Origin of the sequence: Corynebacterium epidermidicanis, from assembly GCF_001021025.1 — a bacterium.
GTDB lineage: Bacteria > Actinomycetota > Actinomycetes > Mycobacteriales > Mycobacteriaceae > Corynebacterium > Corynebacterium epidermidicanis.
On sequence record NZ_CP011541.1, the window covers coordinates 1,141,895 to 1,166,838 of the forward strand.

A 24,944-nucleotide genomic window follows, 5' to 3' on the forward strand; every position below is an offset into this window, starting at 1 on the left:
GAGCGCTCCTGGCTACTTGACCGGCAGTGGGCTTTCCAGGTAGTCCGCCCCGGTCAAGTCACCGTTATTGAAGCTCAGCACCCAGGTGGATGCCTTCTTGGCCGGGAAGTCAGTCAGCGGCAGTCGCCCCTTCGCTGACATCGCCGCCACCATATCCGGGATGATGGTGCCCTGGGCCACGACCACATGGATTCCGCCCATCCGGGTGAGCTCCTCGAATCGTCGTTGCGCCTCAGCTTGCTTGGTCAGCCACGCATCGTCGCCGAACAATGGGTCGACGGTGATGTCAATGCCCAGTTCGTCGGCAAGCGGAACGGCAGTCTGCTGGCAGCGGTCAGGGAGCGCGGAGTAGACGGAGGTGGGTTTGAACGGCAGGAGCATCGGCACCAGCATTTCTGCTTGTCGACGCCCCTTCTTTTCCAACGGGCGCAGATTATCGTCACCGATCCAAGTGCGCCGGTCAAAAGCTTTGGCGTGCCGAACGTACAGGATGCGGGTATCGGCAGGCAAGCTGAATCGCTTTTCCGCCTTGGCCAGTACCTGACGGTCTACCTCATAGGACAGCAGCTCAGAAGCTTCCCGGATCGGCAACCAGCGGATCTCATCGACTTCAGCATTCGGGGTGAACTCGCCACCGAGCACCTCGCCGGTCCAGTAGTACACCACTTTGGTCCGGTCCATCACCGGGTACGTGACCTTGCCGAGCAACTTGCCAAGCCGCACCTCAAAGCCGGTTTCTTCCAGGATTTCGCGGGCAGCGGTGGTGGGGAGTGATTCTCCGGGATCAACTTTGCCTTTGGCCAGCGACCAGTCGTCGTAATGCGGGCGGTGGATGACGGCGATTTCAATCGAGGCCGGATCGGAGAGATCCCCGCGCCACAGCACCGCGCCGGCGGCCAGGGTGGCGCGCTTGAATTCCTTTGCTGGAGACGCGGAAATCGTCTGGAAGCGCCCGGTCACGGCGAGATTGTTGGAAGCATCCTTGTCTACTTCGTGAGCCGATTTTGCAGATTTGTTGGCCATCGTCACATCCATCCTTCTTCCACGACACTGCTGTGCCCATACACACCTACTATCGTAACGATAAGCTAGCGAGGCACAGTGCGCGTTCAACGGGCCGGGCAGCAACCCGCTGTTCGTCATTCGGAAATCCGTAGCTAAAGTGTCAACATACAGTGCAGCAGGCTGATCCACATCTTTTCAACAACAGCAGGGGAGCAATTGCCGTGGTAAATGTCGCAGTGATGGGAGCTGGCTCCTGGGGAACGACGATGGCGAAAGTTTTTGCCGAGGCAGGCAACACGGTGCGGCTCTGGGCGCGTCGAGAAGCCCAAGCTCAAGTCATCGAATCCACCAGGCGCAACGCGGACTACCTGCCTGACATCGAATTGCCCCCGGCCATTTCTGCAACCTCCGACCCGCAGCACGCCCTGGACAATGCGAGCATCGTCGTCCTGGCCGTGCCCAGCCAGACCGTGCGCACCAACTTGGAGGCCTGGCGGGAATACCTGCCGAGTGACGCGACCTTCGTGTCCCTAGCCAAAGGCGTGGAGCGCGACACCCGAATGCGGATGAGCCAGGTGATCGCCGAAGCTGCGGATGTGCCACCCGAGCGCATCGCGGTGCTTTCCGGGCCCAACCTGGCTCGCGAGATCGCCGAATCCCAACCTGCTGCCACGGTGATCGCTTGCCCGGATGAAAACCGCGCCAAGCTTGTCCAGGCGGCGGCGTCCGCGCCCTATTTCCGTCCCTACACCAACAGTGATGTGGTGGGCTGTGAAATCGGGGGCACCTGTAAAAACGTCATTGCTCTGGCATGTGGCATGGCCGCCGGGCGAGGCTTGGGGGAAAACACCATCGCCACGTTGATCACCCGCGGGCTCGCTGAGATCACCCGCCTGGGAGTAGAACTCGGAGCCGAACCACGGACTTTCGCAGGCCTCGCCGGGCTTGGTGACCTCGTAGCGACCTGTTCTTCGCCACTGTCGCGCAACCGCACCTTCGGGGCGCGGCTCGGCGAAGGGAAAACTCTTGCCGAAGCCAGCGCAGCCACCAACGGTCAGATAGCCGAAGGAGTCGTCGCTTCGCGGGTGGTGTTCGAACTCGCCAATGCCCACGGGGTGGATATGCCCATCACGCAGGCGGTCTTCGCGGTGTGCCACGAAGACATGGACGTCAACGAAATGATCTTGGCGCTCATGGGGCGTTCTAAGAAAGCGGAGTAGCAGCTCGGGGTAAAGTGTGCCTCGTGACTAACAACGAACGCATTACCGTCGCCGTCGTCTATGGAGGGCGCAGCTCCGAACACTCCGTGTCTTGTATTTCTGCCGGGGCCATCATGTCCCACATGGACCCGAGCAAGTACCAGGTGGTGCCCGTCGGTATCACTGAACAGGGCCAATGGAGCGCAGCCGAATTCGACCCGGAACGTTTGCGCGCCCATGGTCGCACCCTACCGACGGTGACCTGCACCCGGGAAATTTACCTCAGCACCGACCCCGCTCGCCGCGGCGAGCTTCGCTACGTGGATAACGGCGAGCTCTACGCCAAGGTCGACGTCGTCTTCCCCGTCTTGCACGGCAAATTCGGCGAAGACGGCACCATCCAGGGCCTGTTCGAACTCTCCGGCGTGCCTTATGTGGGCTGCGGGGTATTCGCGTCGGCCGCCAGCATGGACAAGGAATACACCAAGAAGCTCGCCGCTGCCGAAGGCCTGCCGGTCGGACGCGAAGTGGTGCTGCATACCCAGCGCGAGCTTCACGACGCCGAACGCGACGCCCTCGGCCTGCCCGTCTTCGTCAAGCCAGCCCGCGGTGGATCCTCCATTGGTATCTCGCGGGTGACCGACTGGGCCGATTTCCCGGCAGCCGTCGAATTAGCGTTTAACGAGGACAATAAGGTCATCGTCGAGGCGGAAATCGTCGGCTCGGAAGTAGAATGTGGTGTCCTTCAGCTGCCCGACGGCACCCTCCAGGCATCCCTGCCAGCACAGCTCGCCGGAACCGACGCCTCCGCGGAAGGGTTCTATGGCTTTGAAACCAAGTACCTCGATGACGTAGTCACCCCTCAGATTCCGGCTCCGATCGGCGAGGACAACATCGCGCTCGTGCAATCACTCGCGATCCAGACCTTCAAGGCGATGAACTGTGAAGGGTTGGCCCGCGTGGACTTCTTTGTCACTGCTAAGGGGCCGGTGCTCAATGAGATCAACACCCTGCCTGGGTTCACCCCCATCTCGATGTACCCGCAGATGTTTGCCGCTACCGGCATCGATTACCCAACGCTGCTGGACACCCTGGTCCAACGGGCGCTTGTTGGGCAGCGCTAAGCCCTTCTAGCCGCGGGGCTTGGTGTTCGCTGAAATCGCCTCGGTCAGGGACACCATCGCCGCGTTCCCGGCATTGCTTGGCAGACTTACCGCCACGTTGACCTCACGGCCCAGCGCGTACATCGTCCCGGAAGTCGTGCCATTAGCCACGGTGGTGTCCTCAAACCAAGGGACATCATTGATCTGGCTCAAGCGCGCACCCGGGGCATATCCCGCGGGATCCGCCACTCCACAGCGCAACACCACCGGCTCCATTCCCGGCGCCACCCAGGCCGCTGTCGCAGCGGAGAGGGCGACGTCACGGGTGCGTCGATAAGCCTCGCCCAAATTCTCTGGGAGGGCGAGCAACAAGGCCGCGCACTGCGGATCCGTGGCGGTTGGCGCAGCCAGCTGCGTTAAGGGAACCGGATTCGGCTTGGCCGACGCCCCGGTGAAATCGCGCACGGCCTTGCCCAGCTCCTGCACCGGCATGTCCCGCTCGCCCAGCACCTCAGCATCAGTCGTAACGGCAACGATCGGGTGCGTGTTCACACTAAACCACGTCTGCAACGTGGAACCTGGCGTGTTGTCCACCACCGGCAACCACTCAACGCCATCGACTAGGCGGGTTTGGGAGAGCTCCGTGTATTGCAATGGCGTCTCCACCCCGCAGCGGAGCGTTATACGCTTCGACGGCCCAGCGGAATATGCAGCAGTACCCGGCTGAACCGGATCCGCTAACTTCGCCCGCGACACCTTCAGCAAGGAATCTGGTAACGCCTCCACAAACCGAGCGCACTCCGCGGAATCCGCGTCCGGCGCAGGCAATGCGCTCAGCGCCACCGGTTGTTTCGCAGCATTGCCAGCCAACAACTTCGCCCCTGTCAAGACCCCAATGACCAGCGCCAGCGACAATACAAGTGCAACTATGAGTGGTACTCGGTTAAATTGGATATCTTCAGGGGTGCTCATGACCTCATAGCTTAGTCCGTCCGCAGGCGGGCAAAACCATCGAACACACAAGGACGACGCATGGCAGAACTAACCCTAGGAGATCTAGGCGAACATGCGGTGATCGAACGCATCGTCGCGGTAGCCCCATCGTCACGCAATGGCGATGACGCCGCGATCCTCGGCCAAGCCGCCCCCAACTCCCGCACGGTAGTCACCACCGACATGCTGATCGAAAACCGACACTTCCGCACCGAATGGTCCACCCCGGAAGAAATCGGACAACGCGCCATCCTGCAAAACTTCGCCGATATCGAAGCCATGGGCGCCCGCCCCATCGCAGCAGTGCTCGCCATCGCCGCCCCACCCAGCACCCCCATCAGCTTCATCGAAGGCCTCGCCCGCGGCGTGGAGCAGCGCGTCGAATACTACAATGCCGAACTCGTGGGCGGCGACCTCACCTCCGGAGACATGGTCGTCATCTCGGTCACCGCCATCGGTTCCCTCGGAGGATCCGCACCCGCCCTCGAACTACACCGTGCCAAGCCCGGGCAAACAGTTATCGCTGCCGGCAGCATCGGCTACTCCGGCGCAGGCCTGGCACTACTCAAAGCAATGCCCCGCAGCGACGTCCCCAGCTCACTCAGCCCGCTTATCGACGCCTTCGTCGCTCCCACCCTGAACCCAGGACGCGGCATGATCGCCCGCGCCACCGGGGCCACCGCCATGACCGACAACTCCGACGGCCTCGTGTTCGACCTCAGCACCATCGCCACCCGATCCAAAGTCAGTATCGACCTTGACCCCAACACCATCGCCCCCGACGCACTACTCCTAGAAGCCGGCGAACTGCTAGGCATAGACCCCTGGGACTGGATACTCGGTGGGGGAGAAGACCACACGCTGCTCGGCACCACCGCCTTCGACGTGCCCAGCGGATTCCGGGCCGTCGGGCACGTCGTAAAGCCCGGCACGCACCCCGTCACCCTCGGCGGCGAGCCCCCACGCACCACCTCAGGATGGGTCAGTTTTTAAGATGCTCACTTACCACCCCAGCTGGGAACCTGTGCTCGGCCCCATGACAGAGCACATCGAGGCCATCGGCACCCGCATCGGCGCAGACTACCTACCCCCAGAACCGGACGTCTTCCGCGCTTTCACCCTGCCCTTCGACCAGGTGCGCGTCCTCATCGTCGGCCAAGACCCCTACCCAACACCCGGACACGCAATGGGACTATCCTTTTCTGTCCGACCAGACGTCACCCCGCTCCCACGCAGCCTAAACAACATCTTCCAGGAATACCACGACGACCTCGGCCTCCCTCGGCCCACCAACGGAGACCTCAGCCCCTGGCTCGACCAAGGCGTCATGCTGCTCAACCGCGTCCTCACCGTCGCGCCGGGCCAGGCCGGTGCGCACCGTGGCCTGGGATGGGAAACAGTGACCGAACGCTGTATTACCGCGTTGGCACAGCGCCCACAGCCGATGGTGGCGGTGCTCTGGGGAAAAGACGCACAGCAGCTCGCCCCGCTCGTCGACCCATGGCCCGTCGTTGCCTCCCCGCACCCCTCACCACTGTCAGCGCGCCGGGGATTCTTTGGCTCGCGACCGTTCAGCCAGGTGAACGATCACTTGCGCTCACTTGGTGCCCAGCCAGTTATGTGGGAACTGTAAACTGACAGATTATGCTGAACAAAACGCATCTCGACGGCGCTGGGCTGCTCAGCTGGGCAACCCGCGCCGCTGAGCTGTTGACCCTGCGCTGTGCTGAGATTAACGCTCTCAACGTGTTCCCAGTGCCCGACGCTGATACGGGCTCGAACATGGCGCACACGATGGAAGCGGCGGTCGCCGAAGTAGCAAAACAGGGGCTTAGCGAGCAGGACGGGGTCGCGAGTATCGCGGGTGCACTGGCCGCGGGGTCGGTGCGGGGAGCCAGGGGAAATTCCGGGGTGGTACTGAGCCAAATGCTGTGCGGTGTCGCCCAAGCCGCCGCCGGTGGGGACCTGGACGGCGCTGCCGTAGTGGACGCGCTTAACTTCGCGCTCGACATGGTGCTCAAAGCCATCAAAGAACCTGTCGACGGCACCGTCGTAACCGTCATGCGCGCCACTGTGGTGTCCATCAATGCCCTCGATGAAACCGCGATAGAGTCAGTGGTCGCCGAGGCGCTCCAGGCGGCGCGCGCAGCCCTAATGTTGACCCCTTCGCAGTTGCCAGCGCTGCGGGAGGCTGGTGTGGTTGACGCCGGGGGACAAGGGTTTGTGGTTCTACTCGAAGCGCTTGCCGACGTCGTCTTCGACAACCTCACCAGACCCACAGGAACCACCGCTCCAAACGTGCCAAAACCGTTGACTACCACGGCGCGCAGCAACGAACTCGAGGTGATGTTCTTCTTCACCGGCGACCGGCTCGATGAGCTGGAAGAACGACTAGGCGGCATGGGCGACAGCTTGGTTGTCGCACGCACCGTTCCGCAGCTCGGTCTGGGAGAAGCTACCCCCAGCGCCCAAGTGCACATCCACAGCAACCAGGCCGGTGCGGTCATTGAATTGGCCTATGGGATGGGGGCCGTCTCCGACCTGCGCTTGGAGGTGCTTCCTCTCACGCCTGGGGCCACCGCCAAGCGGCGCCTAGTCCTGGCGATCGCCCCAGCAGGACCGATCGCTGACCTTTACGAAGAAGCCGGGGCCGAAGTCGTCGTCCCTGGCGATTCCGATGTGGTGAGCGACATCATCGCCGCCGTGCGTAAGGCAGAGGCCGAAGAAGTAATCCTGTTGCCGAACGGCATGCTGGCGTACGGTGAGCTGGTCAATGCGGAACTGGCCAGCCACGCCGTAGCGGCGTCGATGAATATTCTGCCGACGGCAAGGTTGGTATCTGGCATTGCCGCTCTCGCCGTCCACGATCCTGCCCAGCCGCTAGCCGCTGACACCTACGCCATGGCCGAAGCCGCCGGTTCCACCAGGACCGCGCTGCTACAACGCACGCCACGGGCCATGATTACCCAGGCAGGCCGGGCGGATGCCGGGGACATCATTGCTAGTTCCGGGGTGGAAATCCTCTACGTCAGCCATGACCTGCAAGCCGCCCTCGAGACGACCGTCCTGCGGCTCCTCCAAAGCGGCGGGGAATTGGTCACCCTGCTGGTCACCGCCGAAGCTGCCCGGGAAATCTCCGCGCAGGAACTGCGCTACGCCATCGGCATTGACTCCGCGGTGGAAGTAACCGTCTACCCAGCGGAAGGTATCGAGCATCTCATCGAAATCGGGGTGGAGTAGCACGTCATGTTGGGGTGGACTGATCAGCGGCCTCTAGCGACCCTACTGCCTGAAGCGGAAGCTAAGAAGATTACCTCGGCGTTTGGCTACCGCACCGCAGGGGAGTTGCTGCTGCACTTTCCACGTACCTGGTCGCACCATGGCTCTGGTGTGTCGCTCGACGGTGCCACCGAAGGCGAGCAGGTCACCATCGTGGGAATTGTGACTTATGCCAACACCACGTTCACCCGTTCGGGGAAGAAGCTCACCAAGATTGTTGTCGAGTTCGGTGCGAGCCACGCAGGGGCGACGTTCTTCAACTCTGTGGTCGCGCAGCGGCAATTGACCGTCGGCAAGGCAGTGATGCTTTCTGGGAAAGTGAAGTATTTTCAGGGGCGCGCCGAGATTTCCCATCCGGCCTTCATCGTGTTGCCGGAGGCGGGGGAGAAGCCGAAAAAAGCAGTGGGTACGCTGCGTGAACTCTCGGCCTATGGCTCGGCGAGCCAGCTGGAAGAGCTGCTTTCTAGTCTGGAGTACATCCCTATTTACCCGGCGAAGAAGGGAGTGACTGCCTGGTCGCTGCTTGGTGCGATGAGTCACGTTCTGGATCAGACGCCACCCATCCCGGAACCTCTCGATCAGGTGCCCAGTGGCCTGGTTAGTTTCGATGAGGCCCTGCGCCTTATTCACCACCCGGACAGTCGCGGGCAGCAGCCGGCTATCGATCGCATCAAATATAACGAGGCGCTGTCGTTGGCGCTGGTCATGGCGTTGAGGCGTGCCGATGCTCAGAGCTATCGCGCACCAGTCCTGCCCGCTTCTGAGGAAGGCGTGCGTGCCGAATTCTTGCGAAATCTGCCCTTCGAATTAACCGCCGGACAACGTAAGGTCATAGCCGACATCGCCCAGGACCTCGCCCAACCTCACCCCATGCAACGGCTACTGCAGGGCGAAGTCGGTTCCGGCAAGACGGTGGTGGCGCTCATCGCCATGCTGCAGGCCATCGACGCCGGCTGCCAATGCGCCCTGTTGGCACCCACGGAGGTCTTGGCGGTCCAGCATGCGCGCGACCTCACGCAACTGCTTATCGACGCCGGGCTGCCCACCAACGTTGTGGCGCTCACGGGATCGATGAGCACCGCTACGCGCAAGAAAGCCCTCTTGGACATCATGAGTGGGCAAGCGGACATAGTGGTGGGTACTCATGCCTTGATCCAGGAGTCCGTGGAGTTCTTCGATTTGGGTTTGGTTGTTGTCGATGAGCAGCATCGCTTCGGTGTGGAGCAGCGCGACATGTTGCGCGGCAAGGGCAGCCATGACCGCACCCCGCATCAGCTCGTGATGACTGCCACCCCAATTCCCCGGACCGTGGCCATGACTTCTTTTGCCGACCTCGCGGTTTCCGCACTCCACGAGTTACCTGCCGGACGTCAAGAGATCCAGACGTCGGTGGTGCCGGAGTTTAAACCGGAGTGGGTGGCGCGAGCCTGGGAGCGGATCCGTGAGGAAGTCGCTGCTGGTCGGCAAGCCTTTGTGGTGTGTCCGCGAATCGAGGGGGAAGGGGGAGTTGAGGAGACCTTTGACTACCTACGCACGCAGATTTTCCCTGAGCTCAATGTAGCGATGCTTCATGGTCGGATGCCCGCTGAGGAAAAGGACGCGATCATGGCCGATTTCGCTGCCGGGGGAATCGATATCTTGGTGGCTACCACCGTTATCGAAGTAGGCATCAACGTGCCTAATGCTTCGGTGATGTATATCCGCGAAGCACACAGTTTTGGGGTGTCGCAGCTGCACCAGCTGCGGGGCCGGGTGGGGCGTGGTGAGTACAAGTCGCTCTGTTTGCTGCACACCACCATGGAGCCGGGCACCCCGTCTGTGCAGCGGCTTTTCGACGTCGCGGCGACCTCCGACGGCTTTGGACTAGCCGAGCTTGACCTGCGGACTCGTCAGGAAGGCGATGTGTTGGGCACGGCGCAGTCCGGCACGAAACGCCGGGTGCGTCTGCTGAGCTTGCTCAGTGACCGGGCGTTGATTGAACGTGCCAATGCGGATGCCACCGCGCTTGTCGCTCGCAACCGGTCGCTGGCCGAACATCTAGTTTCGGACATCGAAGGTCAGGACTATTTGGAGAAAAGCTAGAGTAGAACACATGAAAATTTGCGCACCGTTTGCCGGTATTGTCCGCTACGTTGTGGCTGACGGCGCCGAGGTGGATACTGGAGACACCCTCGCGGTGGTGGAATCCGTCAAACTTGAAGCGCCCGTGCTTGCCCCCGGGCCGGGCGTGGTCACGCACCTTGCTGTCGCGGACTTTTCCGACGTCACCGGCGGCGATGAGCTGCTCGAACTGGGAGAGAAATAATGGGAATGACACGGATCATCTCAGGTGAAGCACGCGGCCGAAAGATCAAAGTTCCACCGGAAGGAACCCGGCCCACCTCGGATCGCGCTAGGGAGGGACTGTTTTCTTCCCTGCAGGTTCGCTTTGGCTTTGAAGGTGCGCACGTCTTGGATCTTTTTGCCGGTTCCGGCGCCCTCGGGCTCGAGGCCGCGTCCCGCGGTGCAGAATCCGTGGTGTTGGTGGACAATTCGCCACAGGCGACGGCCGTGATGCAGCACAACGCGGGCGTGGTTAAACATCCGAACGTGCGCATCGTCGAGATGAAGGCATCTACCTACCTGCCGCAAGCTCCCCGTGGACATTTTGACATGGTGCTGGCGGATCCGCCTTACGAGTTGTCGGATGAGGCGGTCGTCGAGATGCTGCACGCGCTGATCCCAGCGCTTGCCGACGGCGCTGCGGTGGTGGTCGAGCGTCACGTAGACTCGCCAGAAACGGCCTGGCCGACGTGCTTCGTGCCTACAACGCAAAAGCTGAAGAAGCGTACGTATGGCATTGCGCGGATGGACATGGCGGTATTCGATGCTGACCTCGTGGAGGAGTCCTGACATGCATGCAGTTTGCCCCGGGTCTTTCGATCCAGTGACGATGGGTCACCTCAATATTTTTGAGCGCGCCGCGGCCCAATTTGACCAGGTGACCGTGCTGGTGACGTTCAACCCGAACAAGTCCGGGATGTTTAGTTCCGAGGAGCGGATGGAGCTGATCCGTCAGTCAGTGGCGCACCTAGACAACGTGATGGTGGATTCATGGTCGGGGCTGCTCGTGGATTACTGCACTGCTCATGGGGTGACGGCGCTGGTCAAGGGCCTGCGGTCGGCGTTGGACTATGAGTACGAGTTACCGATGGCGCAGATGAATAAGCGCCTGTCCGGGGTGGACACGTTCTTCCTCATGACGGATCCTGAGCTGGGTTACATTTCTTCGACGCTGTGCAAGGAAGTCGCCCGATACGGTGGGGACATCGACGGGTTGCTGCCACCCCCGGTAGTGGCTGCCATCCGCGCAAAGGTTTCCTGATTACTGTGAATTTAAGCGTACTCTAGTGTGAGTGAACACACTTATCCTCGTTTTTTGCGTCGTGGTTTTGGGCTCGAGCCTGCAGCGGGTAGCTGGGATGGGGTTAGGGCTGATCGCGGGGCCAATACTGTCGCTCTTCATGGGGCCAGTGCACGGGGTGATGGTGGTAAATATCCTCGCGATGATTAACGCCGCGCTCACGACGGTGACGGTGCGCAAAGATGTCGATTGGCGGCGCTTCGCACTCATCGGATCTGTGATGGTTCTTGGTTCGATCCCTGGCGCGTACCTCATCAAGTCGATGTCTACGGCGTGGATGCTCGTGGCGGTGGGCACAGTTTTGCTGGCAGCGTTGTCGGTGGTGACGCTCGCCAAGCGCTACGTTCCCGCGACTCAAGCCACGTGGCCCATGATGCTCTCTGGTGTAATCGGTGGTTTTACCAACACGCTGGCAGGTGTCGCAGGCCCAGTAATTACGGTGTACGCCCAAGCTGCTCGTTGGGAGCACAAGCGGTTTGCCGCGACACTGCAGCCACTATTCGTGGTCTCAGGTGGCGTGTCTTTCGCGGTGAAATCCCTCACCGGGGCAGCGGATCTTAGCGGGACGACCTGGTTGATCTGGCCCGTTGGGATCGCCGGGATGTTCTTGGGAGTCTTCCTCGGCGGAAAACTCGCGCAGGTGATTACCCGCGACAAAGCCCACAAGCTGGCCTTAGGCCTGGCGCTTGCGGGCGGTTTTTCGGCGCTGTTGCGCGGTTTGTTGTCGCTTTAGAGCAGCTTAGATAAGAATTCCTGCGTGCGTGGGTGCTGCGGATTATCCAGGACCTCGGTTGGCGTGCCAGCCTCGAGCACCACGCCACCATCCATGAACACGACTTGGTCGGCGACTTCGCGTGCGAAACCCATTTCGTGTGTGACTACCAGCATGGTCATGCCGTCCGCCGCGAGCTCGCGCATGACACGCAGTACCTCGCCGACTAGTTCGGGGTCGAGTGCGGAGGTCGGCTCGTCGAAAAGCATGAGCTTGGGCTCCATGGCTACGGCGCGGGCAATTGCGACGCGCTGTTGCTGACCGCCGGAGAGTTGGACTGGGTAGGCGTCCGCTTTGTGCGCCATGCCGACTTGTTCGAGGAGTTCGAGGGCACGGGCGCGGGCTTGTGCCTCCGGTACGCCTTTGACCAGGATGGGCGCCTCGATGACGTTCTCGATGACTGTGCGGTGTGGGAACAGGTTGAACTGCTGGAACACCATGCCGATGCCTTGGCGCTGCTTCGCGGCGTCGCGTTCGGAGATTTCGTAGAGTTTGCCGTCGCGCTCGCGGTAACCGATGAGCTCGCCGTCCACGTAGAGACGGCCCCCGCTGACCTTCTCAAGGTGGTTGACGCAGCGCAGGATCGTGGACTTGCCAGATCCAGAAGGGCCGATCAGGCAGGTGACAGTGCCGCGCGGCACCTGCAGGTTGATTCCTTTGAGCACCTGCAACTGGCCGAAGCTTTTGGTGATGGACTGTGCATCAATCATGAGGTCAGACATTTACTTCTCCATCACGTTGTACGGGTCGGTGAGTTCTACATTGCCGGGGAGTTTCCCTTCGGCGTCGGCAAGCGCTGCGAGCTGGCGGCCGGTGAGGTGGCGGGTGGTGCCGCGCTCGTAGTACTTCTCGACGTAGTTCTGGACGACCATCAGCAGGGAAGTAATCACGAGATACCAGGTAGCGGCCACCATCAGCATCGGGACCGGCTGGAAGAGAGCGTTGGAGATGTCCATCGCACGGCCGTAGAGTTCGCCGGAGTAAGGGATGGCAACGACCAGGGAAGTGGTCTTGAGCAAGGAGATGAATTCATTGCCGGTGGGTGGGACGATAATGCGCATGGCCTGCGGCAACACCGTGCGCTTCATGGTCTGCCACCAGCTCATGCCGAGGGCCTTGGAGGCTTCGATTTGGCCCTCCGGAACTGCTTGGATGCCAGCGCGAACGATCTCTGCCATATAGGCGGATTCGTTGAGAGCGAGGCCGATCACCGCGAGGATGAAGGCATTCTGGGCGAGGCCCTCCAAGCTGATCTCGGTGACACCAAGGTTGATCGAGTGGTAAATCGCGCCGATCAGACCCCAGAACACGAGCTGGACGTACACCGGGGTGCCACGGAAAATCCATAGGTAGACCCAGGAGACACCCCGAAGAACCGGGTTGGGGGACATGCGCAGGACGGCCAGGAGCGCGCCCAGGATCACACCCGCGAGCATCGCGAGGACGGTGATGGCTAGGGTGTGCAGGGCCGCGACGGCGATCCTGCGGTCAAGGAGGTACTGGAAGTAGATGTCCCAGCTGTAAGCCTCATTTTTGGCCGAGGCGATGATAAACCAGGCTGCCAGGGCAAGCAAGATAGCGGAGGCAACCCACCGCCCGGGATGCTTGAGCGGGATTGCTTTGATTTCTTCAGGGGTAGTCATGCATTCTTCCTTGGGATGCTTAGTTGCCGTTGACGGTGGCTTTTTCCTTCAGACCCTGGTCAATACCCCAAGGCTTAAGGATTTTCTGGTAATCGCCGGTATCGATGAGGTGCTGCAAGGCGGCCTGCAAAGCTGGGGCCAAGTCGGAGCCCTTCTTCACGGGCCAGCCATAATCGGCGGCGTCAAACATCTCGCCCACGGGTTGGAGGCGACCATCGGCGCGAGCAATAGCGAAGGCGGTGACAGGGGAGTCCATGGAGGCGGCATCCGCTCGGCCTAGCACGACGGCGGTAGCGGCCTGGTCTGATAGCTCGTAGGACAAAACCTTGATCGGTGGCTGACCGGCTGCGACGCAGGCTTCTGACTTCGGCGCGACGTCATCCGTTTCCGACACCGTACCCTTCTGGACGGCTACAGTGAGCCCACAGGCGTTGTTCGGGTCGACCTCGTGGCCGGTTTGGGCGGTCCACTGCACGCCGGCGCTCAAGTAGTCGACGAAGTCATAAGACTTCTGGCGTTCCTCATTATCGGTCATGCCGGTGGCCCCGAAATCAAGGGTGTTGCCGGAAATGCTCGGCAGGATCAAGTTGAAGTCCTGCTCCTGAACCTTAAGCTCAAGGCCCATTACGGCAGCCGCTGCGCGTGCCAAATCGACGTCCACGCCGATGATCTCCCCGGTGTCGCTCTTAAATTCCATCGGGGCGAACGGAGGGTTAGTACCCATCGTGAGATATCCGCGCTGCTTGATGTCTGCGGGAACTAAAGCTTGGACCTGCGGGTTGGCAGCGGGCTTAACTACCTGCCAACCCTCCGGGTTGCCTGTTTCGCTGTTGGTGACACAGGCGGTGAGGGAGGTAACAAGGGCGACTGTGGTGAGCAGCCCCGCGACGCTTCGCCTGAATATTTTCATAGGGTGTCCTTGAAGGTGCATATTCAGCGGTTCACACGTCTGGTTGACGCAGCCTGCTGAATAATTTGCATACGCTAGTAATATATGCAGAGAAGGGGTGGGGTGCAAACTTGGTGTGTTGGCGGTGCTGGGTGGGGCCGTGAGGTGACTGCCTGAGCTTGCAGGAGTGCGTGGGGTGAAGTGTCCCAGGTTTTGTTCCGTTTGAGTAGATGGGAAAATTTGGAACATGCCAAGGAAATTTGACCAGGATGCGAAGGACCGTGTGGTCCGTCTTGTGGAAGACCGCATCTTGGCGGAAAACATGTCGATGCAAGCCGCGTGCCAGGCAGTAGCTCCAAAGCTGGGGGTTTCATGGCACACGGCCCGTCAATGGACTCAGCAGGCACGCCGTGCGGGAAACATACCAGAACCTGTGCCTGAAGATTTGGCTGCCGAGAACGCGAGGCTACGTCGTGAAAATCAAGAGCTACGCGACACTAACGAGCTGCTGAAGGCTGCCTCAGCTTTTTTCGCGTCGGAACTCGACCCAAAACGTCGGAAATGATCCGATTCATCGATGAATACCGGAATCGTTTCTCCGTCGAGTTCATCTGTAAGACGTTGAAGAATAACCGGGCTGGTGGGTTTATCACCTCGCGTGGGTATCGCCAGTCCAAGGCCCGTGGATTGAGTGCTCGTCGCCTTCGTGATGCTGTGCTGGTCGACCGCATTAGAACTGTTCATCGGGATAATTACGGCGTCTACGGCGTGCGGAAAATGTGGCATGCTCTCCGCCGTGACGGAATTGATATCGGTCGTGAACAAACTGCTCGGTTGATGCGCTTGGCTGGTGTTTCTGGCAAAGGCAGATCACCTCTCACAACCCGTAAGGCTAATGTGCCTGATCTGCGCCCGGACTTGGTCGAGCGTGAGTTCAAAGCTCAGGGCCCGAATAAACTGTGGGTGGCCGACATTACGTATGTGCGCACGAAGAAAGGCTTTGTGTACGCCGCGTTTATCACCGACGTTTACTCTCGACGGATCGTTGGGTGGGCGTTATCAGACTCGATACGGACGGAAACACTGCCGCTGCAAGCTCTTAACCAGGCGATCGTGTGTGCTGAGGAAACAACAGGTCTCATTCACCATTCGGATCACGGCTCACAGTATGTCAGCGTTGTCTACAACCAGCGACTTGCCCAGCACGGGATTGCCGCTTCCACCGGAACGGTCGGGGATTCTTATGACAATGCTCTGGCAGAAAATGTTAATGGTTCCTACAAGAACGAGCTGATCCATGCTCGCAGGTGGGATGATGTTGTCGAGGTAGAAATCGCGACGTTCGAGTGGGTGTCATGGTGGAACGAGACTAGGCTCCACCAAAGCTTGGAATACCGAACCCCGGTCGAGGTCGAAACCGAATTTTGGAAGCAGAACCCGCCACAGGAAATAATAGAAATCAAGGCAAACGCCTAGGAACAAAACCCGGGGCACTTCACTCGAGATTCTTTTCTGCCCGTGCCCGACAGGTAGGTGCGATACGGCAGAACTGGCACCAAAACCCGGGTTTGAATTCGCCCTCACCTTGTGCGGCCAGGTCGGCTGCCGGACCGACGACCTCATGGCCCCAACGCTCCAAATCGTGGGTGCTAAGGCTCCAGGTTGAGATGGACTGGCGGCGCGGCTGCACAATCGTCAACTGCACCTCAGACAGGTCATAAAGGCTGCCGAAAGCATGCAAAGCACCCAGACCATAGAGCATGAGCTGCGGGTTCTCCTCAGCCTCAACCAGCACGCCTTGGCCGTATTTGAAGTCGATGACTTCGATGCGGTTGCCGGCGATGATGATGCAGTCGGCGGTACCAAACCCACCAGGCACAAGGTGGCTGAAATCCAGTCGCTGCTCGACAGCCATCACAAACGATGGGTCATCGGCCTGGGCTTGTGAGGCTCGCTCCAAGATGAAGGTGGCGTAATCACTGGTGTGTTCTTCCATCTCCTCATCGATCAGAGGACTGGCTGGCTTTTCACCTGCATCGTCACGGAGCCTGTGGTCGAGGCGGCGGATCTTCCACTCAGCTAGTGCGTGGGCGACGGTTCCTTGCTCTGCAGCCGGTGATGAAGTATCGCCGTGTTCTGCGCGAAGGGCTGCCTCGATCAGGGCTGATGGGGTGCAGTTGATCCACCGGTGCGCACCTGACGCTGAGAGTGTTGCGTGAGCTACCGGGGCCATTTATTTCAGCTCCTTCGCCCGTGCAAAGAGTGCCGCATACTGTTCTTCAGGAACAGCAGAGAGCTTGTCGTACCCAAACTCACCCAACAGGCCGCGTACCTTTTCAGTCAGACCCGACTGGGACAGCCGGGCAAGCAAAGTGCGAAGCTCAACCAGCGTCACCTCAGCCATAACCTCTGGTGCGGCCGCAGCTGCTGCTTCTGGTGTTGCTGTCTGTTCAGCTTGGGCCTGTGCAGCCTCGTAGGCTTCTGCTTCAGCTACAAGGTCCGGGCGGTACAGCTCTGCCGCTGTGATGGGACGCGCTCCAACAGCGTCGGCGTGATCCTCGATGGCCGCCCAGGAGGTTTCTTCAATCGCCTTGCCTAGCAGGGTCACGCCTTCAGCAATTGTGTTCAGTGCGTGGATGAACTTATTTGAGTCAGTGATGTTCATTGCTTAGGCCTCCTGCTTCTTGCCAGCCGGGTGGCGCATAACCGCATCAGCCAAGGCCATCAGATCGTCTTCTGGCTTTTGGGTGATGGTGACCTGGTCGACGCTGTCGCCAGGAACAACGATGGTGAACTTCTTCTTGTCACCCAGTAGGAAACGGGCGAAGCGTTCACGCAGGGTGATGTTGCGAAGGCCAACGACCTTCTCACGGTCAACCTGGGTGCCCAGGTTGAGATTCAAGTTGTGCCGCATGATGTGGCTACCTTCCACTCGGGCAAGACCCGGTGCCGGGATTGGCTTTTTCTGTCTTGCTACTGGAAGGGCTTCAAACGGCCATGTTTTATAACCGCTCATGCCAACTTCTCCTGAAAATCTTTCGCCAGTTTCTTCAACCGCTTTGCTACAGCGGGCTGGGAGATACCAAGTTGCCGAGCGATGTCAGACTGGCCGTAGCCCATCCGCTTGCCAATGACGATGGCGCGATCGACCCGGTCAAGAGTTGCCAGGAAGTCCCGGTACTGGATTTCCGCGTCCCACTCGTCAGATGGCTCATAAATGTCATTTGACGTAGCTTCGACGATTGAAACCTGCTCAGCCTGGTCTTCTTCGGCAAAGTTCCTGGGTGCTGCTTCAAACCAGGTGTTCCGTAGGTGCTGCTTCGCGTTGTTGTAGTCCAGGTTGCCCAGCTCTTTGAAGATGTCATGGACACTGCGGCGGCTTACCGCAGCAGGATTTTCAGCCTCGTCTTTGCGTTGCTGGTAGTCGCGTTCGACCATGATCTCTGCCTCGTCAGCAGTGATGTAGTAGGACTGGTTGCGTACTGGGTAGCGTTCACTGATCCCTTCGGTGCGTTCGTACTGGAACACAATCTTGATGGTGTTTGGCTTATCAGCCATGAGCCTTGCTCCTTCACGTTGTTGGTGAAGGGGAAGACCCGATGAGCTAACACGTGTTGGGAGTCAAAAGCGTTGAGCAATAAAGAACGGGCACCTCAACCCCACAGCCAGATACGTGACTGCGGTGGTCAAGGTGCCCGTTAAGCGCTCAACGGTGACTTCCCGCTACGACAAATGCGCGCGAAAAACTAGAAACGGTGGTTCATACTGCGACTAGACCCGGGTGCCGCGGTGAGCCATATGAAGTGGAGGCGACCCAGCTACAGCTGGTCACTGGGCCGCCGAGGATGCCTTACTTACGTTTTGAAGGCTTGGCTTGTGCCAGAACGGAACCAGCCAGTTGCTTGGTTAGCTTGCTGGTGGCCTTGCTCCTTAGTGCTGCTGAAGCTGCCGTTGCAGTCTTAGCTGAGCTTTGCTTGGGGTTGTGTTTGCCCACGTCGTCACCTCCGATCAAAATCTCTAGATCCAATACCGGGATATGAGGGTTTAGTGCCAAGTAGTGTGAGATAATCAGGGTGACCCGACCGGCTCTTCTACGTGAACTTTCCTCATGTATCCACGGTATGAAGCAGTTTTGGGACGGCGGAACGGCTGTTGCTGGCCATTTTTGGGACAACCGGGTCGATTTTTGGGATGAGCTTAGAAGGAGATAGGGTGACCACACTCAAAGAGCTGTGCAGGGCCGCCTATCGCAAGTGCGATAAGCACAAGTCCCAAGGAAAGTTCGCCGTTCAGCTCTTTGAAGCATGCGGGTGCACCTATCGCTTTGATAAATCGGGTGACTACGCTAGAAAAATATGTTTTGACGCCCGTGCAATCTCAGATGACATTCGTTTAGCACTACCGAAAACTGGGGTTAAGACAGCGGCTGTTTCTCAGTTCATTCAACTCAGCATGGAATCTAGTCGTGGCGAAAAGCAAACCATGCAAGATCGTCTGCAAGAAGTGGCACGTAATTTAGGGTTTCCGAGCGACGTCGAGGTTGAGTCCGAAGCCTTTTACTGCGCATACGCGCATGCAATAAAAATTGCAGTCCAAGGCTTGAATGATCAACGGGACGTCCTTAGCCTTTATGAACTTCACGTTTCAGAAGCTGTTGATGAAGACGATCAATATTGGACACCTTTATATGAAGGCGACAGGGTGAAAGCGTCACAGCCGCCTGCGCTGCAGAACAATCAACTCGATTACTGGGAGCTGCTCACTCACGAATGGGTACTGCACAACCAAGGAAGTCTCCGGTGGGAAAACCGGACATTGGTATGTCTAAATCCAAATGACCGTTTTCTAAGGCCGATGGACACCGAACTCATAGAGATTCCAACGGTTGAACCATCTAAATTCGTCAGGATCAGTGCAACTTTCAAAGCACGTGGGCGCGACGGAACAGGGACTAGCGAGTGGAGAATGCTTGACCAACGGGGACAAGATTGTTTCCCAAATCAAAGATCTGAATTTAACGTGCAAGCACACATTGGCAACAACACCGTATTGGGCGAAGGGCAAAAGGCATGAGTGTTGAAACAGAAAAATGGGTAACCATGAAAGACGTCCAAGAACACATGGGCGTCACAAGGGAAACCATAACTCAATGGATAAACACCAAAAAAATGCCTGCCTACAAGGTGGGCCGCTCATGGAAATTTAAGCTCTCAGAAGTCGACGACTGGGTCCGCTCCAACGGCGCAGCTGACGATCAAAACGAAGTAGAAATCTAAACGAGGTACGACATGCCAGAACTTAATTGGGTCGGTAAAGACAAAGTCATCACCCACCATCTAGACGTACCATTCCGCGTTCTCGACCACCAGTATTCTTTCGATGAGAACGGTCAGCACGAAGCTGACAATGGTTCAGAAAATATGATCATTCATGGTGACAACCTCGAAGCGCTCAAAGCACTGCTTCCGCGCTACGAAGGCAAAGTTGACTGCATATACATCGACCCTCCATATAACACTGGCAACGAGGGGTGGGTCTATAACGACAATGTCAATGATCCACGTATCAAGAAGTGGCTGGGTGAAGTTGTCGGTAAAGAAGGGGAAGACCTCTCCCGGCACGACAAGTGGCTATGTATGATGTACCCGCGCCTCAGACTTCTTGGGAAGTTGCTTTCTCCGAAAGGAGTACTCATTGCAAGCTTGAGCATCCACGAGCTTCATTTCTTCTTGGAAGTGCTGAATGAAATCTTTAGCTCTCGCCAAGTAATACCGGTGACGGTGCAGACTTCTGGGGGTAAAACCAATAAGGGTTTTAATCACCAGAGCGAGTTTTTGATATTTGTAACGCCAAAAGAGTTTGTGCCAAATTCATACAGAAGCGCAAAAAATACCTATGCCAGCGGGTACCACGGAATGAATCTAGCCGGATTCAATCAGACAAACAGGCCAAATCAGGCATATCCAATTTTCGTTAACGAAAAGGGCGCGATTGTTGGAGTAGGTAAGTCTCTCAAGGAACGCGTAGAAGACGGATCCTACGATGGAGATCTTGCAAACTTTGAGTTTGATTATGATGAAGCACCATCTGGTTCGACCGCTGTTTGGCCCGTCACAGCAAAAGGTGTTCCCTGCGTATGGCGTTTGCAGGCTAAGCGCCTTCTGAAAGAGTGGGAACGAGGATTTATTAAAGTCGTTCCGTCAAAAGACAAGACCAAAAATATCTGGGCAGTTCAGTATCTATCCGATGGTATTTTGCGAAAGATTGAAAGTGGCGATTTTGTAACTTATCGGATTTCCGATGACCCAGAAATTCCAACGTTGGAGCTAAAAAATTATGAAACGAGCGGTTCGAGTATCCCGACCGTTTGGTACGAAAAGGAATACTTTACGACTAGAGGTAGTGAGCTAATTAGAGAAATTCTTGGCTCAAAGGATGCATTCACCTATCCAAAGCCAATAGATATCGTTCAAGAGGCAATAGGACGAGTTACTAAGCCTGATTCCCTTGTTTTGGATAGTTTTGCCGGCTCAGGCACCACGGCGCATGCGGTTCTGAATCTGAATTCAGAAGATCAGGGTAACCGGAAATTCATACTCATTGAACTCGACGATTATGCAGAAACGGTGACAGCGGAACGCATCCGAAAAGTCATTAAAGGATACGAAGACGTTGAAGGCGATCTCGTTCCGGGAACCGGTGGAAGCTACTCGTTCTTTTCGTTAGGAACCACATTATTTGAAGGTTCCGACCTGAACCCAGAAGTGCCACTTGATCAAATTAGAGCGTATATCTGGCATTCAGAGACAGGTATTGAGGCTGCATCAAATAAAGTTGTTGAGTTTCCAGATTTCCTCGGTATCCACAACGACACTAGCTACATCTTTGCCTACGAACTCGACAGAGCCACTGTGCTTGATCGTGAATATCTCAGCCGTATCCCAGCTGAATGCGGTGCAACCTCGTATGTCATCTATTCGGACACCTGTTTGCTGTCTGAACAGGAACTACGTGAAATGAACATTACTTTTAAGAAAATCCCGCGAGACATCACCCGCCTCTAGACCTGGAAGTACAGAACTATGGAACTGAAGAAGTATCAAAAACGGGTGATTGCAGACCTCACGGACTACCTCACCCAACTCAATGAGCAACCCACACTGACTGATGCTTTCGCTGCTCATTGGGAGTCTCGACAGATCATGGTGGGGCAAAACGGTGTTGCCGGTTACCAAAACGTCATCGATGGTGTGCCGCATGTTTGCTACAAGGTGCCAACCGGTGGCGGTAAGACCTTCCTGGCATGTGCATCGGTGAAGCCAATCTTTCAGGCACTTCCACCAACACGTAAGCAAGCTGTGGTCTGGCTGGTACCGTCAGATTCGATTCTGACCCAGACCCTTGCTGCTTTGAAGAACCCAGAGCACCCTTATCGTCAAAAGCTCAACGCTGATTTCGGTGGACGAGTTGAGGTCTACTCAAAGGAAGAACTCCTGGCTGGGCAAAACTTCAGCCCTGCAACCGTATCTGAGCAGCTATCAGTAATGGTTCTGTCCTACGATTCATTCCGTACCCGTAGCAAGGATGGTCGCAAGGCCTATCAGGCAAACGGCAACCTTGCCTCTTTCGCTACAGCTTTCGGCGCACCTGAACAGCCCATCGAGAACGCAGACGAAACCGCGTTGTTCCAGGTCATTAACCAGCTGAATCCTGTGGTGATTGTGGATGAGTCTCACCATGCAACCAGTACCTTGAGTCATGAAATGCTGGTGAACTTCAACCCAGCCTTCATCCTGGATTTGACTGCGACCCCTAAGAAGCAAGCCAACGTCATTTCATATGTAGACGCACTTGCTTTGAAGAGTGAAAATATGGTCAAACTACCCGTGATCGCTTACAATCGCTCAAGCCAAACCGAGGTAATCACTGACGCTATCGACCTGCGCAACTCACTCGAGGTCGCTGCACAGCAACAACAGGAAAAAGGCGGACGGTACATCAGGCCAATCGTGCTTTTCCAAGCGCAACCCAAAACCGGCGAGGATGCAACTTCGTTCGAGAAGCTACGCGAAAAACTCGTCAAGACAGGTATCCCTGAAGACCAGATTGCGATCAAGACTGCGGACATCAACGAACTCAAAGGCGTGGACCTGATGAGTGAAGATTGCCCGATCCGGTTCATCATCACCGTTAACGCCTTGAAAGAAGGGTGGGACTGCCCATTTGCTTACATCTTGGCCTCGTTAGCGAACAAGACTAGCCAGGTAGATGTCGAACAGATTCTTGGTCGTGTGCTGCGCCAGCCTCACGCAACCAAGCAGCGCAACTCCCTACTAAACATGAGCTACGTGTTGACCTCGTCAAATGACTTCAACGCAACTCTCAATCAGATCATCGCAGGGCTCAACAGCGCAGGTTTTTCCAAGCGCGATTTCAGGGCCGCAGATCAAGAGCAGCTCGATTTCACCCAGAATCAACAGCCGACAGCTCCAACTGAGCTGCCTGCTACCGAGCCTCAAACGGTTACAGAGACGGAGGACTTCCTGGAATTTGACGAAACTCAGGTAGCCGAAAATCTGGAAAATTGCCAGCACACAGAAACCGTTGATGAAGCTCCCGTCTCTGCTGGGCTTGCCGCAATGCTCGAACAAGCTCAAGAGCAAGGCAGCTCGTATGAACAAGAAGCTGAAGACGCAACCAGCATGGGCGACATCTTCGTCCCCACAGATCTGGAGAACGCCGTGGAAACATACAGGGTCAATATTGAGTTCGATGGCGACATTAAGTCTCTACGCTTGCCTCAGTTCGTTATCAAAGCACCGGCTTCTACCTTGTTCTCAACAGGTGAAGGCGACTTTGATTTGCTTCGACATGAAGCCCTCGCGGCAGACTTCGTATTGCTGAATAAGGACATCGAACTGGATCTCACAGCAGCAGATGAACAAATGTATCGCGTGGACGTCAACAGTAACTCTGACGTCCCTAAGGCCTTCCGCATGAGCGCAGCAGACCAGCGGTTCATGCGTGAGCACTTCGCCAAACTCAGTATCGAGAGCCAAAAACGCAATGCGGCCGATGCAATCTATGAACGCTTGAAGCCAATCAACGCGATCAATGATTCAGATCTGCGTAAATACATCGGGCGTGTAGTTGACGCCTTCGGCTCTGAAGAACTATTGACTTATCAGGAACACCCCAATGCAGTGGCTGAAAAGATCAAGCAAAAAATTCTGGGGCTACTGGAAGAACACAAGTTCAAAAAGTTCTACGCCGATATTGAGACTCGCAGGGTCGACATCCAGGACTTTTACTCACTGCCTCCAGTGATTCAGCCAGTTCAGTCCAGCTCGCTCATCGGCGGATCTCTGTATGAGGCAGAGGATCGAATGAACAACGACGAGATGGACTTCGCTGGTCGCTTCTCAGGTTTGGAAAACATCCGATGGTGGCACCGAAACATTGACCGCAAGGGTTTTTGCATCAACGGCCCTCTTAACCATTACCCAGATTTCATTCTGATGACTCAGAGCGGCACAGTCGTCATCGTCGAGCCCAAGGGCGCACACCTCAAGAACGACGATTCACGCCGCAAACTTACCCTTGGACGCAAGTGGGCGGACATGGCCGGCAACAAATTCCGCTATTTCATGGTTTTCCAAGACGGAGTAACCCCGTTGGAGGATGCGTACACCATGTCCGAGTTCCTGCGAATTCTTGAACAGCTCTAGGAAAGAACCACAGATGCTATGAACACAGCTCTCCCGACCACACTGCCCAATATCGATCTTGCCTCGGTATTCACAGAAGTAACTCTTGATGAGCAACTTCAGCTCAACAGTGATGGTTCAGGGCTGCGCTTATTTCATCTCCAAGTACGCAACAACAAATTCGATTACGCGAGCCTAGAAGATCTCCTCATGAATAGGCTTGGGCATTTTGTGCTCTCCAGAGCCCAGATTGCCCAATACGAAATAGAAGGAAACCTTGGGTCGATTGGACTACAGGCGTCGCGTTTTCTGCGGCGGCCCGAGAACCAAGAACTTAAGGAAAATGCGCTCGGTAACTTCATGCTGCACGCGTTTCTAGAATTGGCGTTGGGTGCTCCAAAACTGCTGAGCAAAATAGAAATTGCTGAGGTTTCAGGAACCAGACAGATTCTCTGTGACGCCGTCCATTTGCTTGACCAATCAACGGGATCGAAACTGCGAGCAAACCTTATTTTTGGCGCTTCGAACGTAGTGGGAGACTTCGGAGATACCGTAGACCTAGCGCTAGAACGGGCGGTGGCAATCGCTGAAAACGAGGATGCGGAGTGCAAGCTGGTAGATCAAAACATTCTCCAGCAGCGTTTCGAACCTAAGACTACCGAGTACCTTAAGAACCTCTTACTCCCAACTGCGGCTAACAGCGCCAACTACGACGTTGGATTTGGTTTGTTTCTTGCCTACGACCTAGGCCTTGATCCAACGCTCTACCAGCGTGAGGAATTTCCACAGGTGATGGAGCAAAAACTCAAACAGGATCTACGCGCACACATCGGTCACATTCGTGACGAGATCCAAAACCGCGGCTTAGGAATCTACCCTTTCTACATTTACACCCTGCCAATGAATGACGCTGAATCTGACCGCGTCACCATCACTGAGGCGGTGCTGTAA

25 protein-coding genes are annotated in these 24,944 nt (G+C 57.1%); 16 read left to right on the forward strand and 9 right to left on the reverse strand.

The genetic code is table 11. The features are described 5' to 3' along the window. Window positions 1-12: 12 nt before the first annotated feature. Entirely contained in the window at window positions 13-1,023 is a 1,011-nt protein-coding gene (locus CEPID_RS05360) for an NUDIX hydrolase (protein ID WP_047240078.1), read from the reverse strand. A gap of 203 nt (window positions 1,024-1,226) precedes the next feature. Here CEPID_RS05360 and CEPID_RS05365 point away from each other — a divergent pair, with 203 nt between their 5' ends. Further along, window positions 1,227-2,225, forward strand: a complete 999-nt coding sequence (locus CEPID_RS05365; RefSeq protein ID WP_047241379.1) for an NAD(P)H-dependent glycerol-3-phosphate dehydrogenase — start codon at window positions 1,227-1,229, stop codon at window positions 2,223-2,225. Window positions 2,226-2,239: 14 nt separating this feature from the next. Continuing rightward, window positions 2,240-3,328 carry a D-alanine--D-alanine ligase family protein gene (locus CEPID_RS05370; protein WP_047240079.1) on the forward strand — a complete coding sequence of 363 codons (1,089 nt, stop codon included), beginning with the start codon at window positions 2,240-2,242 and terminating at the stop codon, window positions 3,326-3,328. A gap of 6 nt (window positions 3,329-3,334) precedes the next feature. Here CEPID_RS05370 and CEPID_RS05375 read toward each other — a convergent pair whose 3' ends face one another. Continuing rightward, on the reverse strand, window positions 3,335-4,279 hold the full coding sequence (locus CEPID_RS05375) for a DUF3515 domain-containing protein (protein ID WP_047240080.1): 945 nt from the start codon (window positions 4,277-4,279) through the stop codon (window positions 3,335-3,337). Between the two features lie 60 nt (window positions 4,280-4,339). On the opposite strand from CEPID_RS05375, the gene CEPID_RS05380 reads away from it, so the two are divergent. Genes CEPID_RS05380 through CEPID_RS05415 form a run of 8 tightly spaced genes read left to right on the forward strand, consistent with a single transcriptional unit; the run spans window position 4,340 to window position 11,715 of the window. Beyond that, entirely contained in the window at window positions 4,340-5,293 is a 954-nt protein-coding gene (locus tag CEPID_RS05380; RefSeq protein ID WP_047240081.1) for a thiamine-phosphate kinase, read from the forward strand. Between the two features lie 43 nt (window positions 5,294-5,336). Then, window positions 5,337-5,933: a uracil-DNA glycosylase gene (locus CEPID_RS05385; protein ID WP_236684303.1), complete on the forward strand. Its 597-nt coding sequence runs from the start codon at window positions 5,337-5,339 to the stop codon at window positions 5,931-5,933. A gap of 11 nt (window positions 5,934-5,944) precedes the next feature. Next, the gene (locus CEPID_RS05390; protein WP_047240083.1) at window positions 5,945-7,540 is read left to right on the forward strand and encodes a DAK2 domain-containing protein; all 1,596 of its coding nucleotides are present in this window, start codon (window positions 5,945-5,947) and stop codon (window positions 7,538-7,540) included. Between the two features lie 6 nt (window positions 7,541-7,546). Then, window positions 7,547-9,661, forward strand: coding sequence for an ATP-dependent DNA helicase RecG (locus tag CEPID_RS05395; protein WP_047240084.1), 2,115 nt, complete (start codon window positions 7,547-7,549; stop codon window positions 9,659-9,661). Between the two features lie 10 nt (window positions 9,662-9,671). Then, a complete protein-coding gene (locus tag CEPID_RS05400) occupies window positions 9,672-9,884 on the forward strand; it encodes an acetyl-CoA carboxylase biotin carboxyl carrier protein subunit (protein WP_047240085.1) in 213 nt (70 codons plus the stop codon). A gap of 5 nt (window positions 9,885-9,889) precedes the next feature. Next, window positions 9,890-10,471, forward strand: coding sequence for a 16S rRNA (guanine(966)-N(2))-methyltransferase RsmD (rsmD, locus tag CEPID_RS05405; protein ID WP_083984499.1), 582 nt, complete (start codon window positions 9,890-9,892; stop codon window positions 10,469-10,471). A 1-nt stretch (window position 10,472) separates the two neighbouring features. Next, the gene (coaD, locus tag CEPID_RS05410; protein WP_047240087.1) at window positions 10,473-10,943 is read left to right on the forward strand and encodes a pantetheine-phosphate adenylyltransferase; all 471 of its coding nucleotides are present in this window, start codon (window positions 10,473-10,475) and stop codon (window positions 10,941-10,943) included. Between the two features lie 31 nt (window positions 10,944-10,974). Then, window positions 10,975-11,715, forward strand: coding sequence for a sulfite exporter TauE/SafE family protein (locus tag CEPID_RS05415; protein ID WP_047240088.1), 741 nt, complete (start codon window positions 10,975-10,977; stop codon window positions 11,713-11,715). On the opposite strand, the gene ehuA is transcribed toward CEPID_RS05415, so the two are convergent. From ehuA to CEPID_RS05430, 3 genes are read right to left on the reverse strand one after another with little or no spacing between them, the layout of a single operon-like run. After that, window positions 11,712-12,476, reverse strand: a complete 765-nt coding sequence (gene ehuA, locus CEPID_RS05420; protein WP_047240089.1) for an ectoine/hydroxyectoine ABC transporter ATP-binding protein EhuA — start codon at window positions 12,474-12,476, stop codon at window positions 11,712-11,714. The two genes, CEPID_RS05415 and ehuA, sit on opposite strands and share 4 nt — an antisense overlap. Further along, window positions 12,477-13,397, reverse strand: coding sequence for an amino acid ABC transporter permease (locus CEPID_RS05425; RefSeq protein WP_047240090.1), 921 nt, complete (start codon window positions 13,395-13,397; stop codon window positions 12,477-12,479). Window positions 13,398-13,416: 19 nt separating this feature from the next. Further along, window positions 13,417-14,307, reverse strand: coding sequence for an ABC transporter substrate-binding protein (locus CEPID_RS05430; protein WP_047240091.1), 891 nt, complete (start codon window positions 14,305-14,307; stop codon window positions 13,417-13,419). A 226-nt stretch (window positions 14,308-14,533) separates the two neighbouring features. On the opposite strand from CEPID_RS05430, the gene CEPID_RS05440 reads away from it, so the two are divergent. Further along, a protein-coding gene (locus CEPID_RS05440; protein WP_201775213.1) for an IS3 family transposase occupies window positions 14,534-15,762 on the forward strand; the annotation gives its coding sequence in 2 pieces (ribosomal slippage) (window positions 14,534-14,822 and window positions 14,822-15,762; 1,230 coding nt in all). Between the two features lie 19 nt (window positions 15,763-15,781). Here the strand turns inward: CEPID_RS05440 and CEPID_RS05445 are convergent. The 4 genes from CEPID_RS05445 to CEPID_RS05460 all read right to left on the reverse strand — a co-directional run bounded on the left by CEPID_RS05445 (window position 15,782) and on the right by CEPID_RS05460 (window position 17,844). Then, window positions 15,782-16,519 (reverse strand): DUF2800 domain-containing protein, encoded by a 738-nt coding sequence (locus CEPID_RS05445; RefSeq protein ID WP_052843392.1) that lies wholly within the window; start codon window positions 16,517-16,519, stop codon window positions 15,782-15,784. Beyond that, entirely contained in the window at window positions 16,520-16,951 is a 432-nt protein-coding gene (locus tag CEPID_RS05450; RefSeq protein WP_047240093.1) for a hypothetical protein, read from the reverse strand. 3 nt (window positions 16,952-16,954) lie between these two features. Beyond that, the gene (locus tag CEPID_RS05455) at window positions 16,955-17,200 is read right to left on the reverse strand and encodes a hypothetical protein (protein ID WP_047240094.1); all 246 of its coding nucleotides are present in this window, start codon (window positions 17,198-17,200) and stop codon (window positions 16,955-16,957) included. A 98-nt stretch (window positions 17,201-17,298) separates the two neighbouring features. After that, window positions 17,299-17,844: a winged helix-turn-helix transcriptional regulator gene (locus CEPID_RS05460; RefSeq protein WP_047240095.1), complete on the reverse strand. Its 546-nt coding sequence runs from the start codon at window positions 17,842-17,844 to the stop codon at window positions 17,299-17,301. A 654-nt stretch (window positions 17,845-18,498) separates the two neighbouring features. Between CEPID_RS05460 and CEPID_RS05465 the strand changes: the two genes are divergently transcribed. From CEPID_RS05465 to CEPID_RS05485, 5 genes are read left to right on the forward strand one after another with little or no spacing between them, the layout of a single operon-like run. Continuing rightward, complete coding sequence (locus tag CEPID_RS05465; protein ID WP_047240096.1) at window positions 18,499-19,359, forward strand: NBR1-Ig-like domain-containing protein; 861 nt, start codon at window positions 18,499-18,501, stop codon at window positions 19,357-19,359. Then, the gene (locus CEPID_RS05470; protein WP_047240097.1) at window positions 19,356-19,562 is read left to right on the forward strand and encodes a helix-turn-helix transcriptional regulator; all 207 of its coding nucleotides are present in this window, start codon (window positions 19,356-19,358) and stop codon (window positions 19,560-19,562) included. Before CEPID_RS05465 ends, CEPID_RS05470 begins: the two co-directional genes overlap by 4 nt. 12 nt (window positions 19,563-19,574) lie before the next feature. Continuing rightward, window positions 19,575-21,350, forward strand: coding sequence for a site-specific DNA-methyltransferase (locus CEPID_RS05475; protein WP_047240098.1), 1,776 nt, complete (start codon window positions 19,575-19,577; stop codon window positions 21,348-21,350). An 18-nt stretch (window positions 21,351-21,368) separates the two neighbouring features. Beyond that, complete coding sequence (locus tag CEPID_RS05480) at window positions 21,369-24,014, forward strand: DEAD/DEAH box helicase (RefSeq protein WP_047240099.1); 2,646 nt, start codon at window positions 21,369-21,371, stop codon at window positions 24,012-24,014. A gap of 18 nt (window positions 24,015-24,032) precedes the next feature. Then, complete coding sequence (locus CEPID_RS05485) at window positions 24,033-24,944, forward strand: HamA C-terminal domain-containing protein (protein WP_047240100.1); 912 nt, start codon at window positions 24,033-24,035, stop codon at window positions 24,942-24,944.

Bases quoted from the DNA above. Each gene is read 5' to 3' on its own strand.
- CEPID_RS05470 (WP_047240097.1), top strand. From the start codon at position 19,356: ATGAGTGTTGAAACAGAAAAATGGGTAACCATGAAAGACGTCCAAGAA.
- rsmD (WP_083984499.1), top strand. From the start codon at position 9,890: ATGACACGGATCATCTCAGGTGAAGCACGCGGCCGAAAGATCAAAGTT.
- CEPID_RS05485 (WP_047240100.1), top strand. From the start codon at position 24,033: ATGAACACAGCTCTCCCGACCACACTGCCCAATATCGATCTTGCCTCG.
- CEPID_RS05460 (WP_047240095.1), bottom strand. From the start codon at position 17,844: ATGGCTGATAAGCCAAACACCATCAAGATTGTGTTCCAGTACGAACGC.
- CEPID_RS05385 (WP_236684303.1), top strand. From the start codon at position 5,337: ATGACAGAGCACATCGAGGCCATCGGCACCCGCATCGGCGCAGACTAC.
- CEPID_RS05475 (WP_047240098.1), top strand. From the start codon at position 19,575: ATGCCAGAACTTAATTGGGTCGGTAAAGACAAAGTCATCACCCACCAT.
- CEPID_RS05480 (WP_047240099.1), top strand. From the start codon at position 21,369: ATGGAACTGAAGAAGTATCAAAAACGGGTGATTGCAGACCTCACGGAC.
- CEPID_RS05455 (WP_047240094.1), bottom strand. From the start codon at position 17,200: ATGCGGCACAACTTGAATCTCAACCTGGGCACCCAGGTTGACCGTGAG.
- CEPID_RS05375 (WP_047240080.1), bottom strand. From the start codon at position 4,279: ATGAGCACCCCTGAAGATATCCAATTTAACCGAGTACCACTCATAGTT.
- CEPID_RS05430 (WP_047240091.1), bottom strand. From the start codon at position 14,307: ATGAAAATATTCAGGCGAAGCGTCGCGGGGCTGCTCACCACAGTCGCC.
- CEPID_RS05360 (WP_047240078.1), bottom strand. From the start codon at position 1,023: ATGGCCAACAAATCTGCAAAATCGGCTCACGAAGTAGACAAGGATGCT.
- coaD (WP_047240087.1), top strand. From the start codon at position 10,473: ATGCATGCAGTTTGCCCCGGGTCTTTCGATCCAGTGACGATGGGTCAC.
- CEPID_RS05425 (WP_047240090.1), bottom strand. From the start codon at position 13,397: ATGACTACCCCTGAAGAAATCAAAGCAATCCCGCTCAAGCATCCCGGG.
- CEPID_RS05390 (WP_047240083.1), top strand. From the start codon at position 5,945: ATGCTGAACAAAACGCATCTCGACGGCGCTGGGCTGCTCAGCTGGGCA.
- CEPID_RS05395 (WP_047240084.1), top strand. From the start codon at position 7,547: ATGTTGGGGTGGACTGATCAGCGGCCTCTAGCGACCCTACTGCCTGAA.
- CEPID_RS05380 (WP_047240081.1), top strand. From the start codon at position 4,340: ATGGCAGAACTAACCCTAGGAGATCTAGGCGAACATGCGGTGATCGAA.
- CEPID_RS05445 (WP_052843392.1), bottom strand. From the start codon at position 16,519: ATGGCCCCGGTAGCTCACGCAACACTCTCAGCGTCAGGTGCGCACCGG.
- CEPID_RS05450 (WP_047240093.1), bottom strand. From the start codon at position 16,951: ATGAACATCACTGACTCAAATAAGTTCATCCACGCACTGAACACAATT.
- CEPID_RS05400 (WP_047240085.1), top strand. From the start codon at position 9,672: ATGAAAATTTGCGCACCGTTTGCCGGTATTGTCCGCTACGTTGTGGCT.
- ehuA (WP_047240089.1), bottom strand. From the start codon at position 12,476: ATGTCTGACCTCATGATTGATGCACAGTCCATCACCAAAAGCTTCGGC.